Below are 14,610 nucleotides of genomic sequence, written 5' to 3'. Positions count from 1 at the left end.
GTTGCAGCCCCGTCGCCAGTAGCCCCGGCTCAGGCGCCGGGCACCACGGTGCCCGCGCCGCCGTCGACCGTCACCTCCTGGCCCGTCCGCAGCAGCGAGGTGGCGTCGGGGACACCCACCACGGCGGGGATGCCGTACTCCCGGGCCACCACGGCGCCATGGGAGTTCGGGCCGCCCATCTCCATCACCAGGCCGCCCGCCGTGAGGAACAGCGGGGTCCAGCCCGGATCGGTGGACGGTGCCACGAGGATCTCCCCCGGTTCCAGGTGGGCACCCACGGGGTCGAGGATGACACGTGCGGGCGCCGTCACGGTCCCCGCCGACGCCGGGCTCCCGGACAGTGCGCCGGGTTCCGCGGTTCCGACGGCGGTAAGCAGCGTCTCGGGTTCCGTTCCGTCCGAGAGCAGCATCCGGGGAATGTGGCGCCGCTCCAGTTCCAGGTAATAAGCCCCCTGCCGCTGGGCCACGAGATCCTGCATGTCGGCACCGTCCAGCGCCCGGTACGCTTCGGCAAAGTCCAGGAAGAAGATGTCCTCTGCCCGGGCGATCCGTTCCTGCTCCGCCAGCACTGCGCCAACTTCTGCGAGCTGCTTCCGGACTTCCGCCAGCGCCAGGACGATCTGGAACTTGGGAAGTTCGCGCAGGCCGGCGAAGAGCCGTGCCCGCCGCAGCGCCGCCCGGACGGCCATGCCGCGGAGGCGCCCCCGGGCACTGGCCTCGGCCACCAGCCGCTCGATCTGTGCGTCCGCTTCGGCTGCTGCCTTGCTGAACTGCCGGTCGGGGGCCCGTTCCGGGTCCTCCAGCCGGAGGTAGTTGGCCAGGACGCCCAGGATGTGGGTGGGGTCATCCCGCCAGCGGGGCATGCCGACGTCGATTTCGGCTACAGCCCTGTGCCCGTACCTCGCGAGGAATCCCGCCAGGCCGGCCTGGGCAGCGGCGGGCAAGTCGCCCGCGGCGAAGCGCTGGGCCAGCACGGCGGGGGGATCGCCCGTGAGCACGGCCAGCGATTCGGCGTCGGACTTGATCTTGGTTGCCACCCGCCACAGCTCCAGGTCCATCTCCGTCGTCACGTTGTTCGGCAAACCGCGGAGAACTGGCTGGAGGTCGATGTTGCGCCCCCCGCCGTCCGCGCCGGCGCTGTCCCGGTCCTCGCCCGAACCAAAGAGCTTGCCCGCGCCAAGAAGTTTCCCGGTGAGGCCGAGCATGGCGAACCCCAGCCCGGCCAGCGGAAGCACCGCAGGGAGAATAGGGAAGAGCCGCGACAGTATCCCCTCGGCGTGGTCAAGCCGCGCGTGGGGGGAAGCACCCTGGGGCAGTTCCAGCGTCGTGTTGAACTCCGTCGTGAAGCGGTTCAGGCGTTTGAGGGCCGCCTCGGGACGGACCAGCGCCCGGACCGCGGCTTCCGGCACCCGGGCGCGGACAGCGATGGGGGCCACGTGCCTGAGGAGGTCCCAGGGCGTGCGGCGGGTAATGGAGAGGCGTGGGTCATCGAACACGCTGCGCAAGACTTTTGCGGAGCGTGCCTCCATAACGTCGAAGACATTCGGGATGATCCGGCGGCCCACGGCGCTTCGCGCGGCGGCGGTCAGGTCGATGAAGATGCGCTGCCCGGCTTCCACGTAGGGCGGTGGCCCGCTGCGGGGGTCCGGGACGTCAAAGCCCGCGGCGGCAGCAACCGACGAGCCGATCTGCCGGAGTGCGGCAAGTCCCATCGGGGTCAGCGGCCGGGTCAGTCCCTGGGCGAGGCTGAAGCAGAGGTAGACACGCAGCTCGTCCCCCGGGCCGAGCCCTTCCCTGTTTTCCTCGGAAAGAAAGGCTCTCTCCGGCAGCGGGTAAAGCGTGGTGATGGGCCGGGACTGGGTCAGCCAGACTTTCCCGCCGCCGTCGAGCGCCCACTCCGTGTCCTGCGGGGCGCCGTAGTGGGCCTCGGCGTTGCTCCCCAGCGCCGCGAGTTCCCGGATCTGGGCGTCGGTCAGGCACGCCTGGCCGTCGGCGCTTTGGTCGACAAATTCGGTGCCTCCCCCCGGCAGCGGCCGGACAGCAGTCCGCTTGTCCCCCAGGCGGCGCTGCAAAATGGCCCCGGATCCGGTGTCAACCACGAAGTGGTCGGGATTGACGGCGCCCGACACCACTGCCTCCCCAAGCCCGGGGCTTGCGTCGATCACGGCCTCCCGGCGCCTGCCGGTGACCGGGTTCGCGGTGAACATCACGCCGGCCGCCTCGGCGTCCACCATGCGTTGGACGACGACGGCGAGGGCCACCGTAGCGGGGTCAATGTTCCGGCTGGCGCGGTAGGCCACCGCCCGGTCAGTCCAGAGCGAGGCCCAGCATTTCCGGACGGCGTCCAGCAGCGCCACCGCGTCGATCACGTTCAGGTAGGTGTCCTGCTGGCCGGCAAAGCTGGCGAAGGGAAGGTCCTCTGCCGTTGCCGAGGACCTCACCGCGACCGGAACGCCGCCCAGCGCCCGGTAAGCCGTGAGTATCTCGCCGGCGATCGCCGTCGGAAGTTCTGCTGCGGTAATCAGGCTCCGGGCCTTGGCGGCCAGGCCCGCAAGGGTTTCCAAGTCATCGGCGGGGGTGTCCCGGAGGGCGCTGTGCACCTCTGCGAGCCCGAGCGGTTCCACGGCCTGGACGTACGCCTCGGTGGTCAGGCAGAACCCGTCGGGCACAGGAAGACCGGCCGCCAGCAGCTCGCCGAGGTTGGCGGCCTTTCCGCCAACCAGCGGCAGCATGGACGCGCTGAGGTCCCCGAGGCCGAGTACCAGGCCGCTCATGCGCTACGAGGCGCCGAGCATGGGCCCGAAGCTGGCGCGGTCGGCGAGGCGGGGGTCTTCCCGGTCCGGGACCACCATCACGGGGCTCTTGGCATGGTGCAGGACGCCGTCCGACGTCGAGCCCAGGAGCATGCCGGTGAAGCCGCCGCGGCCGCGGGTTCCTACCACAATCAACTCAACATGCCGGCTGGCCTCCACCAGCACATCCACGGGCGAACCGTCCAGCAGCCGGGTCTCGATGGCCAGCCGCGGGAAGTGGCTCTGCAGCCACGCCACCCCGGCCTTCAGCTGGACCTGGATATCGGCGAACAGCGCTTCCCTGTCCAGCGGGGCCGGCACCCAGGCAAGGGATCCGCTGTACTGCGGCACCGCGCAGATCACCCTCAGCGGGGCACCGAGCCGCTCGGCCTGCTCTGCGGCTTCCAGGACCGCGACGCGGGCCTGCTCGGAGCCGTCCACGCCCACGGCGACTACCTTTTCCACGGGACCGCGGCCGGCCTTGGCCTGCTCGGCCCGGATGTGTCTGTCCTGGGTGGTTTCGCCGAGGCGGTCGGAGCAGATCAGCGGAACCGTGACCGTGGGGCATTTGGCGTGGGCCGGGAGCGCGCTGCTGACAGAGCCCAGGAGCCGCCCGACGAAGCCGCCCCGGCCGCGGGTCCCGAAGACCAGCAGCTCGGCGGTTTCGGACAGGTCGAGCAGCACGCCTGAAGCGTCCCCGTTTTCGACCGAGGCACTGACGCTGATGTTGTAGCCGGACACCTTGTCCACGGCGTGCTGCAGGATGGCCTCGGCGCCCTCGCGGATCACCGAGTCGTCCACGGTGGCATACCCGCCGTCGAGTCCGGAGGCGGCGAAGATGGGCACCGAGTAGGCCGTGACAATGTGGAGGGGACGACGGCGGCGTTCGGCTTCACGGGCGGCCCACACGAGGGCGCACTGGCCGTGGTCCGAACCATCGACGCCTACAACGATTCCTTCTGGTCTCGCGTGCCGGGCACCGCCATCCCGTGCCGGGTCGGGATGCAATTCGTGTGCGTCCATACGGTCCGCCTCCTCGCGATACTGCCTGATGATGCGGCTATTCTGCCAGAAGCAGCGCGTCTAGCCGTCACCGGCAGGCCGTCCGGTTCCCGGTTATGCACAGCCTGCCTTTAAGACCAACTATTCTCGGTCGGCGACCTGTTAGCAAGCAGGCCCCCTGGGGCCCTGCGGGTCCCCCTGACCGGGTGTTTTCAGCCTTTCCTTGTGCTCGCCAGGCGCTGCCCAGGGTGCTGTTCCGGCACTGCTCCGGATGCTCTCGTGACGCCGAGCAAAGCCCCGCAAACCAATGTTTCGGGAGGGGTATCCAGCGACCAAAAAATTCTGTAATGTCGAGGCACCATCGGTCCGGATTGTGCTCCACCGCGCAGCCGGAAATGGGGTGTGTCTGCTTGCTGGGGCAGTGGACGGCGCATGGGCGATGATGCCCTGCGCTTCAAAAATCTCGAGGAGGAAGTAGTGTCACGCATGCCTGGTCTCAGCGGCGCAGAACGGACCACCACTGTGGTCATCGGCACCGGCCTTCCCGGTTTAGCCATAGCGACGGAACTCCGGCGCCGGGGCGTTGATTCAATCATCGTCAGCCGGCTGGAATCCCCCGGCGGCCAGTCCCAGAAATCCGCGCACCAGCGGTGCGACGACGCCGAGGCAGCGTCCATCCAGGAGCGGAACGAAATTCTTCGGCACCTGCGCAACTACGCCTCAAGCCACCAGCTGGACATCCGCAGCGACACGTCCGCCGTGCTGCTCGACAAGATGGGGCCGGGGGCAGAGCCCTCGCTGCACCGCTGGGCCGTGCACACCCCCGACGGCGTACTGCTGGCCGACCACATCGTGCTCACGCGCTGCGCCCACAGCCAGCTCCGGCGCATGCTCACGGACCTCGGCATCTCCATCGGCACCAACCTCGTCGCTGCCATGCGCGCCATCGGCATTTACCTGGTGGGCGTGGGTGAGCTCATCACGCCGACGCCGAAGGAAGTGCTGCGCCAGGCCAAGGTGGTGGGCCAGGCAATCTCGGCGAAGGTCTACCCGGACAGTGTGCCCTCGGTACTGACCGGAAGCTTCCCGGCGCTGCCCGCAGCGGCTGTCTGAGACCAGATCGGGCCGGGCGACCGGCGGCCTGCGCTGCCGTCGTGGGGGACTTTGGCCATGGTTCGGGCCGCCATCCGCCCATATCCCGGCGTGTCGCGGGTCGGTGTCCCCCAGTCTGGCAGCGGGCGCCCGGCTAGGCGTCGCGTCGGCTAGGCGTCCCGTCGACTAGGCGTCGCGCCCGCCCTGGCCGTCCGGAGTCTGCGCGGCACCGTCATTGTCGTCGTCGCCGACGCTGAGCCGCCGGCGGGCCAGCACACCGAGGGTGACCAGCAGGCCGAGAGCCACGACGGCGAACACCACGATGCTCCACGGGAAGGGCTCCGAGGAATTCGTGACCGTCCCCGTGGCCTGCGTGGTGCCCGGCTGCGGCGTGCCGACGGTCTGGACGGGCACCGACGCTGCCCCCGCCGCAGCGGCCGTGGCGGTGAAGGTGAACGTGCCCTCGATCGGATGGGAGTCCGAGCTCACCACCCGCCACACCACCGTGTACTTCCCGGCCGGCGCACCTTCGCGCAGCTTCTGCGAGGCGACGTTGTCCACGATCTCCACCTTGCCGTCCGTCCAGTCTGTTCCGGCGGCGTCAGTCACCTTGACCTCGGAGCCGAGCCCCAGCGGGGTGTTGTTGAACGTGATCGAGACTTTGGCGGGAGCGGTGGCCACCGTGGCGCCATCGGCCGGGCTGCTGGACTCGGCAACATCATGCGCGGAAGCGGGCCCGGCAGTGAGGAGCAGGGCAACAAGTGCGAGCGTGCCAAGGAAGGCGGACAGCATCTGGCGGGGAAAACGCATGGGCGGACTACTCCTAGTGTTGACTTCATTACAGAGTAGGCGAATTTGCTCGGACAGCACTCGGCAACCTACTAGGATTCAAGTAACCCCCACACTCTCACCGGAGGACTAATGCTCAAGCAGGGCTCTGCACTGGACCGGTACTTCAAGATTTCAGAACGGGGGTCGAACGCCTCCCGCGAGATCCGCGGCGGTTTCGCCACCTTCTTTGCCATGAGCTACATCGTGGTGCTGAACCCCCTGATCCTGTCCGGCGCGGACTCCTCCGGCGCCACCCTCGGTTTCCAGGCCGTTGCTGCCGTCACCGCCTTTGTTGCCGGCATCCTGACCATCCTCATGGGCGCGTGGGCCAAGCACCCGTTTGCCATGGCCACCGGCCTGGGCGTCAACGCGTTCGTGGCCGTGACAGTGGCCACCAATCCCGGCCTGACCTGGCCGGACATGATGGGCCTGGTGGTCCTCTCCGGCGTCACCATGATGATCCTGGTCCTGACCGGATTCCGGACTGCCGTGTTCCGTGCGGTGCCCGACGGGCTCAAGACTGCCATCGTGGTGGGGATCGGCCTGTTCATCGCGCTGATCGGCCTGGTGAATGCAGGCTTCGTCAGGCGCATTCCGGACGCCGCCGGGACCACCGTCCCGGTGGGCCTCGGCTTCGACGGCAAGCTCCTGGGCTGGCCGACGCTGGTGTTCGTCTTCGGCCTGATCCTGACCATCGCCCTGCTGGTGCGCAACGTCAAGGGTGCCATCCTGATCGGCATCGTCGCCTCGACCATCCTGGCGGTCATCCTCGAGTTCACGCTGCACATCGGCCCCAGCTTCGACGGCAAGAACGTCAACCCGCAGGGCTGGTCCCTGGTTGCCCCCAAGTTCACTGAGTGGGCTGCCCCTGACCTGTCCCTGATCGGCAAGGCCAACCCCATCGGCGCGTTCGGCCACCTCGGCGTCGTGGCCGCGGCGCTGCTCGCGTTCGTCATCCTGCTCAGCATCTTCTTCGACGCCATGGGCACCATGGTGGGCCTGGCCAACGAGGCCGGAACCGTGGACAAGGACGGCAACATCCCCAACGTCGACCGCGTGCTGCAGGTGGACGCCCTCGGTGCCATCGTGGGCGGCGGGGCCTCCGTCTCCTCCAACCAGATCTACGTCGAATCCGGTGCAGGCATCGGTGAGGGCGCGCGGACCGGCCTGGCTTCAATCGTCACCGGCCTGCTGTTCCTCGTGGCCATGTTCTTCACCCCGCTGATCAACCTCGTACCCTTCGAGGCCGTAGCTCCCGCCCTGGTGGTGGTCGGGTTCATGATGGTGGCCCAGATCGGCAAGATCCAGTGGCAGGACTGGGGCATCGCACTGCCCGCGTTCCTCACGTTCACCCTGATGCCGTTCACCTACTCCATCGCCAACGGCCTGGGCGCGGGCTTCATCTCCTATGTCCTGATCCGCACTTTCCAGGGGCGCGCCCGCGAGGTGCACCCGCTGATGTGGGCCGTCGCGGCGGCGTTCGTCCTGTTCTTCGGGATCGGGCCCATCGAGCAGTCGCTGGGAATGTAGCAGTACCGTTTTCCGGTATTTCAGACATCACGACGGCGGCGCCGCTGGCTCTGGCCGGGCGCGTGCGGTGAGCTTGAAGCATGGACTTTCCCGCGCTCCCAGTTGACGTTAAGCCCCAGCCCTGGACCGGGCGTTACGACGGCGACGGCGAAGCCCACCGCCGGTGGTGGCAGGCCGTAACGCCGGCTACCGGGAGCACAGCCCGGCTCAACGCTCGCGACCTGAACGCCGCCACACCGGCTCAGCGCCCCGCCGTGATCCTCGGCTTCTGCAGTGACGAGGGCGTGCGCCGCAACAAGGGCAGGACGGGGGCGGCCGCCGCTCCGGCCGCCATCCGCACTGCCCTCGGCCCCCTCGCCCGCCACTCGGACCGGCCGGCCGCCGACGCCGGCGACGTGGTGGTCCGCGACGGCGAACTGGAGGCGGGCCAGGCCCGCGTGGGCCTCGCCGTGGCGGCACTGCTCGACGGCGGCCGCCTCACCCTGGTGCTCGGCGGCGGCCACGAAACCGCCTACGCCAGCTACCTCGGCGTGGCAGGGTCCCGGGCGGTCCGCGACGGCCAGCGGCTGGGCGTGCTCAACCTCGACGCCCACTTCGACCTCCGGGATGAGGCGACGCCCAGTTCGGGAACGCCGTTCCTCCAGATGGCCCGCGCGGAAGCCGCCGCGGGACGCGAACTCAGGTACGCCGTCGTCGGAATTTCCGAACCCAACAACACACGGGCGCTGTTCAGCACCGCCGATGAGCTGGGAGTGAAGTACCTGCTGGATGAGGAGTGCACCGCCGGCGCCGCCGAGGCGTTCGTGGCGGATTTCCTCAGCGGGATCGACGTCCTCTACCTCACCATCGACCTAGACGTGCTGCCGGCCGCGGTGGCTCCCGGCGTCAGCGCACCGGCCTCGTACGGTGTTCCGCTGCCGGTGATCAGTGCCGTCTGCCGCCAGGTGGTGGCCAGCGGCAAACTCCTGCACGCGGACGTGGCCGAACTGAACCCGGCCTTCGACGTCGACAACCGGACCGCCCGGGTGGCCGCGCGGCTGGTCAGCATCCTGCTGGGCTGAGAACTACTAGTCCTTGGGCTTCGGGGCTGGCCGGGCAGGCGCCTTGGGCTTTGCCACAGGCTTGGGTTTCGCCGCGGGCTTGCTGACGATCGACGCCGGCGGCTTGGGGAAGGCGGCGGCGGGATAAAGCCGCGCCACCTGGAGCATGTAGTTCGCCCATTGCGGGCCCGCGATCATGTAGCCGTCAATGCGGTCATAGAACTTGCCATTGATGGTCAGGTTCCGGCCCGGGCGCTGCTGGCCCTCGAGGGCGTCCCCGAAGAACGACGCCGTGGCCAGGCCGGTAGTGTAGCCGAGCACCCAGGTGGCGCCGTTGCTGTTGTTGGTACCTGTTTTGGCAGCCACCGGCACACTCTTTTGCACCTTGGGGTTGATGTAGATACCTGAGCCCTTGTTGAGCATGTCCTGGAGTGCCTTGTTCACGCCGCGGACCACGTTCTTTTCCACGGTCTGGCTGCATTCCTGGACCCCGGCCGGAAGCTTCTTGCCCGCCATGTCCGCCACGCCGGCCAGGGCCACCGGCACGCAGTACCGGCCGTCGGCGGCGAACGTGGCGAACGCGTTGGCCATGGTCAGCGGGGCCACCTCGGTGCCGCCGAGCAGGTTGCCCAGCTGGTGCATGTCCACCGGTGTCCCGTCCAGCCCGCTGCGGAGCCCGACGGCGTTGACCATGTTCTGGATGCCGCAGAAGTCCAGCTGTGCGGCCTCGGCAAAGGTTGCCGTGTTGATCGAGTTGTAGAGCCCGTAGTCGGCCGGCATCTTGCGGTAGTAGCCTTCCGAGGCGTTCTGCAGGTCGTCGGCCGCTTCGAGTCCTGCCCGGCGCTGCTTGGTGCTGTAGCCGCCGGCCACCTTGCCGCACGAGTCCCGCCAGCGGAAGCCCAGCGGGTATTCGCGCTTCGAGGCGTCCAGCACCGTGGACATGGTCTTGCCCTGGTGCAGCCACTCGGCGAAAGTGAAGGGTTTCATGGTGGAGCCCGGCTGGAACCCGCCGGCGCCGTTGAGGTCGTTGCCCCTCGCGTCCTTGGCGTCCACGTTGAAGTTCAACTGGGTGTCGAACTTGCCGGGCTGGGGCAGGTACACCGTGTTCTGTGCCATCGCCAGAACCTTGCCGGTGCCCGGCTGCACCGTAACCAGCGAAGCGCCCCATTTGTCCGGGTTGGCACCGGCGGTGGCGTTGACCTGCGCCTGCGCCTTCGCCTGCAGCCGGCTGTCCAGAGTGGTGGTGATGGTCAGCCCGCCGCGGAAGAGCCGCTTTTCGCGGGCTTCGGTGTCCGCACCGTAGGCCGGGTTGTTGAGGAACAAGTGGGTCACGTAGTCACAGAAGTACGGGGCCATGGTGGCAGCGGCGCACCCCTGCCGCGAAGGCCGCACCTTCAGTCCGACGCCAGAGGCCACAGCGGCGTCATGCTGCTTCTTCGTGATCATCTTCTGCTTGAGCATCTCGCCGAGGACCTGGTTGCGGCGTTTCAGCGAGTTCTTGGGGTTGGTCACGGGATCGTAGAAGCTGGGGCTGTTGACCAGGCCCGCGAGCAGCGCCGACTGGGGCAGCGTGAGCTTGCTCGCCGGAACGCTGTAGAAATACTGGGCCGCCGCCTCAATGCCGTAGGCGCTGCGGTTGAAGAACACGATGTTGAGATAGCCTTCGAGGATCTGGTCCTTGGTGAACTTCTTCTCCAGGGCCATCGCGAGCCGCATCTCGCGCAGCTTGTCCCCCATGGTCTTCTGCCCGCTGAGCACCACCTGGTCCTCGCGGCCTTCGGAAATCAGGGACTCGTTCACGATGTTGGTGACGTACTGCTGGGTGAGGGTGGAGGCGCCCTGCCGGTCGCCGCGGGTCAGGTTGCTGGTGAGCGCGCGGAGGACGCCCTGCGTGTCCACGCCGCCGTGCTCATAGAAGCGGCTGTCCTCGATGGCGACAACGGCCTTCCGAATGAACGGGGACATCTGCTTCAGGGGCACACGGACCCGGTTCTCCGAATAGAACGTGGCGATGAGCTTGCCGTCGGCCGTCAGCATGCGGGTGGTTTGCGATGGCGCAGGCACTGCGAGTTCTGTGGGCAGGCTGTTGAAGTAGGAAATCGACTTGCTGACCGAGGTGCCGGCGAGGGCGGCCCCGGGCACCAGGAAGCTGGCCACGAGGACGCCGCAGAGGCAGCTGACAACCACAAACCCCAGCAACTTTGCCAGCGCGAGAGCCAAACGGGATACCAACCTTCTGCCTGCCATGATCCAAGCTCACCACATCAGCGGCCGGAACGTGGAATACTTGCCGCTCTCGGCGCTATCGGTGCTTGGCAGGGTCACACCGGCGTCTGCGGCGCCTTACCCTCGTCACCGAATTTCTCGGCTGCCCTGCGTTCGCGGAGCCGGTCCAGGCGATTCATGACCGGCGCCGTGGTGGCCCCGTGAAGCACCACGGACATTGCCACGACCAGTCCGATGATGCTCCACAGGCGCTGCGTCTGGTCCCCGAAACTGCCCTGGCCCAGAGCGTAGGCAAGATAGTAAAGCGACCCGATGCCCCTGATGCCGAAGAAGGAAATGGCGATCCGCTCCCGGGGGCCGGTCTTGCCGCGGGCCAGCGCCAGCCAGCCGGACAGCGGGCGCACCAGGACCAGGAAGACCAGTGCCACGCCCACCTCGGCCCAGCCGACGCCGGCCAGCAGGCCCCGCGCGATCGCTCCGCCCAGAAGGACCAGGATGACCACCGTCAGGAGCCGCTCAAGCTGTTCCACGTAGGAGTGAAGAATGCGGTGATAGCCGTGGGTGCGCTCCGCCGTCCTGATGGTCACGGCACAGACGAACACCGCGATGAACCCGTATCCCTCGATCATCTCGGTCACGCCGTAGGCCAGGAAAGTGGCGGCCAGCGCAACGAAACCCTCGGAATGGTTGGACAGCCGGATGCTGTCGTGCCGCGCGGAGAAGAAGAGCCGGGCCAGCGCCTTGCCTGTCGCGAAGCCAAGCAGCACGCCCATGCCGATACGCCACAGGACGTCCACGCCGAACCACTCCGGGAACCAGGCCGACGGCGCGGTCCCCACAAGGCTCATGGCAATGGCCAGGTACACAAAGGGAAAGGCCAGCCCGTCATTCAGTCCCGCCTCCGACGTCAGCGCGAACCTGACCTCGTCCTCCCGGTCGGTGCCCTCCTCCTCGTCGGCCGGCTCACCCACCTGCACCTCGGAGGCCAGGACCGGATCGGTGGGGGCCAGTGCTGCGGCCACGAGGAGCGCGGCGGCGAGCCCCAGGCCCAGCAGCCAGAGTCCGAGCAGCGTCAGGCCCAGCATGCACAGGGGCATGGCAATGCCGAGCATCCGCCAGGTGGTGGCCCAGTTCCGCCGCCCCACGGAACGGTCCAGCGCCAGGCCGGCTCCCATCAGCGAGATGATCACACAGATCTCAGTCAGGTGCAGCGTCAGCTCATGGTGCTGGACGGGGTTCGGGTCCGGGAGGTCGGGAAGCAGCCCGAAGGCGGCCGCACCGGCACCCAGGAACACCATCGGCATGGAGATCGGGGCATTGCGCAGCGCCTTGGGCAGGATGGCGGCCACGAAGACGGCGACGCCCGCCGCGGCGAACATGATGCTGGCACCTTCAAACACGGTCGCCTCCTGCGCCCTCAGCCTCTCGGACCTGACCAACACTAGCGCCCGGGGCGCGACCGAGGGGGCGCAGGATCGCTTCCACAAGCCGCGCAATGACAGAATGGTTGATAAGACAACTATCGTCAACATCCTTGTCAAATGCCAGTCATCTTACCTTTGGGCCGGTTCCCGGTAGAATGGTCTACTGCCCCCCCGGCACAAACCATAGAAAGTCAGTACATGAGCACAGCAACCATGGAGCGCCCAACCGCTCCTATGAGCGCGTCCCGCTCCGCGGATGTCCGGTCCATCGACCTGGCGTTCACCAGTGCCGACCAGGTCCACGACGGCCTGGAAAGCGCGGTGGAGACGCTGATCGAAACGGCCGCCCAGGAAGGCACCTGCGGCATCAAGGTCACGCGCCTGGAGCCAGGCCGTTACACAGTGGCCCTCGACGAGTCTGTTCCCTTCGGCGAAACACACGAGGACATCGCAGCCTAACACGCGAAAAAGCCCCCGATCCCGGACTCATTCTGGCCGAAAGGCCGAATGATCCAAGGTCGGGGGCTTTTTATTTTGGTGTGCGTTCTACCGCACGGCTACAGCCGGACTACACCCGGCGCACCTGCACGCCGTCGGACTTCATAAAGAGCTGGGACTCATGCGCCCCGCCACAGATCAGCCACAGCACGTTTCCGCTCCGTGAGATTTCCTCCACCTCGCCTGCCGCAATAACGTGTGCATGCTTGATGATCTCGATCCGCTCGCCCACGTGCAGCGATCCCCAGTCGGAAACCGTTGCTGCGTGTGCGATGCGCCTGGACAGGACTGCCCCGCGTGCTTTCATTTGAACTTCTACCCCTTTGTGGATGTTCTTCTTACGCCACAGCATCTTTGATGTGACTTTTACTACACCTTTAGTTCTACTACACTCGCCGGCCTGTGTCCGGCGCGTTGCAGACTATTTCGGCACCGCCGGCAAATGCTTGCCGGCGGTGCACTTTGTTCACCTTCAGGCGAGATTGCCGACGGCGGATTCGGCCGCCGTCCGCACCGCGCCGGAGCCAACCAGCCGGTCGGCCGCCTCCAGTTCCGGCGACAGGAACCGGTCGGTGCCCGGACCGGCGACGACGGTCCGCAGCGTTTCGAGGACAGCCGCCCCGGCAGGTCCCGGCGTCAACTGGCCGCCGGAAAGCTGGGTCCGCATGTCAATTGCCCGGGCCGACGTCACGAGTTCGATCGCAAGCACCCGGCGCAGGTTCTCCACGGCCTTGCGGAGCTTGCGGGCAGCGTGCCAGCCCATGGACACATGGTCCTCCTGCATGGCCGAGCTCGGGATCGAGTCCACGGACGCGGGAACCGCGAGCCGCTTGTTGTCCGAGACCAGCCCCGCCTGGGTGTACTGGGCGATCATGAGGCCGGAGTCCACGCCCGGATCCGCGGCAAGGAACGCCGGCAGGCCGTGCGAGCGGGCCGGGTCCAGCATCCGGTCCGTGCGCCGCTCGGCGATGGAGCTGAGGTCCGCGACGGCGATGGCCAGGTAATCGAGCACGTAGGCCACCGGGGCGCCGTGGAAGTTGCCGTTGGAGCTGACCCGGCCGTCGGGCAGGACCACTGGGTTGTCGATGGCGGCGGCGAGTTCACGGGAAGCCACCAGTTCGGCGTGGTCAACCGTGTCCCGGACGGCACCGGCAACCTGGGGTGCGCACCGCAGGGAGTAGGCGTCCTGGACGCGGGAATCGCCCACGCGGTGCGAGGCCACGATGGCCGAGCCGGAGAGGACCCGGAGCATGTTGTCGGCGCTGGCGGCCTGGCCGGGGTGCGGGCGGAGGGCGGCGTGCAGCTCAGGAAGGAATACCTGGTCCGTGCCCAGCAGCGCCTCGACGCTGAGCGCGGCGGTGATGTCCGCCGTCGTGAGCAGTTGCCGCAGGTCCGCGATGGCCATCAGGAGCATGCCCAGCATGCCCTCGGTGCCGTTGACCAGCGCCAGGCCCTCCTTCTCCGCCAGGGTCACCGGCTCGATGCCGTGCGCGGCGAGCAGTTCGGCAACGGTGCGCTGGCCGGCGCCGCCGTACAGTTCGCCGTCGGGACCGGTGGCTTCACCTTCGCCCATGAGGACCAGGGCGCAGTGGGACAGCGGTGCGAGGTCGCCGGAGCAGCCCAGCGAACCGAACTCGCGGACCACCGGGGTGATGCCGGCGTTGAGCACGTCCACCATGGTCTGCAGGACCACGGGCCGGACGCCGGTGCGGCCCGATGCCAGCGTCTTGGCGCGCAGGAACATGATGCCGCGGACCACTTCGCGTTCCACCGCGGGGCCCATGCCGGCGGCGTGGCTGCGGATCAGGGATTTCTGCAGCTGGGTGCGCAGCTCGCCGGGGATGTGGCGGTTGGCCAGCGCGCCGAAGCCGGTGGAGATGCCGTAGGCGGGCACGTCGCTGTGGGCCAGCCCGTCGATGTGCGCGCGGACTTTGGCGACGGCGTCCAGGGCTTCCTGGGAGATGGTCACCTTGGCGTCGTGCCGTGCGACGGCGACGACGTCCTCGGGCGTGGCGCCGCTGGCACCGAGGGTAACGGTGAGCGGTTCGTGGGTGGTGATGGTCATGGTTCCTACTTGCCTTCGTTCATGGGGATGCGGACTCCGCGTTCTTTGGCGACGTCGGCGGCGCGGTCGTAGCCGGCGTCGACGTGGCGGATGACGCCCATGCCGGGGTC

11 protein-coding genes are annotated in these 14,610 nt (G+C 67.9%); 4 read left to right on the top strand and 7 right to left on the bottom strand.

Translation table 11 applies throughout. The features are described from left to right. Positions 1–29: 29 nt before the first annotated feature. Both ACFTSA_RS22455 and ACFTSA_RS22450 read right to left on the bottom strand, forming a co-directional pair. Complete coding sequence (locus ACFTSA_RS22455; protein WP_377954174.1) at positions 30–2,774, bottom strand: PEP/pyruvate-binding domain-containing protein; 2,745 nt, start codon at positions 2,772–2,774, stop codon at positions 30–32. A gap of 3 nt (positions 2,775–2,777) precedes the next feature. Further along, positions 2,778–3,815 carry a universal stress protein gene (locus ACFTSA_RS22450; RefSeq protein ID WP_377954173.1) on the bottom strand — a complete coding sequence of 346 codons (1,038 nt, stop codon included), beginning with the start codon at positions 3,813–3,815 and terminating at the stop codon, positions 2,778–2,780. Between the two features lie 465 nt (positions 3,816–4,280). Here ACFTSA_RS22450 and ACFTSA_RS22445 point away from each other — a divergent pair, with 465 nt between their 5' ends. Then, on the top strand, positions 4,281–4,907 hold the full coding sequence (locus tag ACFTSA_RS22445; RefSeq protein ID WP_377954244.1) for an FAD-dependent monooxygenase: 627 nt from the start codon (positions 4,281–4,283) through the stop codon (positions 4,905–4,907). A 165-nt stretch (positions 4,908–5,072) separates the two neighbouring features. Here the strand turns inward: ACFTSA_RS22445 and ACFTSA_RS22440 are convergent, their stop codons facing one another. Continuing rightward, on the bottom strand, positions 5,073–5,696 hold the full coding sequence (locus ACFTSA_RS22440; RefSeq protein WP_377954171.1) for a copper resistance protein CopC: 624 nt from the start codon (positions 5,694–5,696) through the stop codon (positions 5,073–5,075). Positions 5,697–5,807: 111 nt separating this feature from the next. Between ACFTSA_RS22440 and ACFTSA_RS22435 the strand changes: the two genes are divergently transcribed. Further along, positions 5,808–7,247: an NCS2 family permease gene (locus ACFTSA_RS22435; protein WP_377954169.1), complete on the top strand. Its 1,440-nt coding sequence runs from the start codon at positions 5,808–5,810 to the stop codon at positions 7,245–7,247. Between the two features lie 80 nt (positions 7,248–7,327). After that, positions 7,328–8,308, top strand: a complete 981-nt coding sequence (gene hutG / locus ACFTSA_RS22430) for a formimidoylglutamase (protein ID WP_377954168.1) — start codon at positions 7,328–7,330, stop codon at positions 8,306–8,308. A 6-nt stretch (positions 8,309–8,314) separates the two neighbouring features. On the opposite strand, the gene ACFTSA_RS22425 is transcribed toward hutG, so the two are convergent. Both ACFTSA_RS22425 and ACFTSA_RS22420 read right to left on the bottom strand, forming a co-directional pair. Next, a complete protein-coding gene (locus tag ACFTSA_RS22425; protein WP_377954166.1) occupies positions 8,315–10,534 on the bottom strand; it encodes a transglycosylase domain-containing protein in 2,220 nt (739 codons plus the stop codon). A gap of 74 nt (positions 10,535–10,608) precedes the next feature. Beyond that, positions 10,609–11,913 carry a cation:proton antiporter gene (locus tag ACFTSA_RS22420; protein ID WP_377954164.1) on the bottom strand — a complete coding sequence of 435 codons (1,305 nt, stop codon included), beginning with the start codon at positions 11,911–11,913 and terminating at the stop codon, positions 10,609–10,611. Between the two features lie 222 nt (positions 11,914–12,135). Here ACFTSA_RS22420 and ACFTSA_RS22415 point away from each other — a divergent pair, with 222 nt between their 5' ends. Continuing rightward, entirely contained in the window at positions 12,136–12,396 is a 261-nt protein-coding gene (locus ACFTSA_RS22415) for a hypothetical protein (RefSeq protein ID WP_377954162.1), read from the top strand. Positions 12,397–12,505: 109 nt separating this feature from the next. On the opposite strand, the gene ACFTSA_RS22410 is transcribed toward ACFTSA_RS22415, so the two are convergent. Together ACFTSA_RS22410 and hutH are read right to left on the bottom strand one after the other, a co-directional pair. Further along, the gene (locus ACFTSA_RS22410) at positions 12,506–12,742 is read right to left on the bottom strand and encodes a hypothetical protein (RefSeq protein WP_377954161.1); all 237 of its coding nucleotides are present in this window, start codon (positions 12,740–12,742) and stop codon (positions 12,506–12,508) included. A 165-nt stretch (positions 12,743–12,907) separates the two neighbouring features. Then, positions 12,908–14,500 carry a histidine ammonia-lyase gene (hutH, locus tag ACFTSA_RS22405; RefSeq protein ID WP_377954159.1) on the bottom strand — a complete coding sequence of 531 codons (1,593 nt, stop codon included), beginning with the start codon at positions 14,498–14,500 and terminating at the stop codon, positions 12,908–12,910. Positions 14,501–14,610: the final 110 nt, after the last annotated feature.

Origin of the sequence: Arthrobacter sp. NPDC057013, from assembly GCF_042674585.1 — a bacterium.
In the GTDB taxonomy this organism is placed as follows: Bacteria; Actinomycetota; Actinomycetes; order Actinomycetales; family Micrococcaceae; genus Arthrobacter.
Note: the sequence above shows the minus strand (reverse complement) of the source record. Positions and strands in the feature narration are given on the sequence as shown.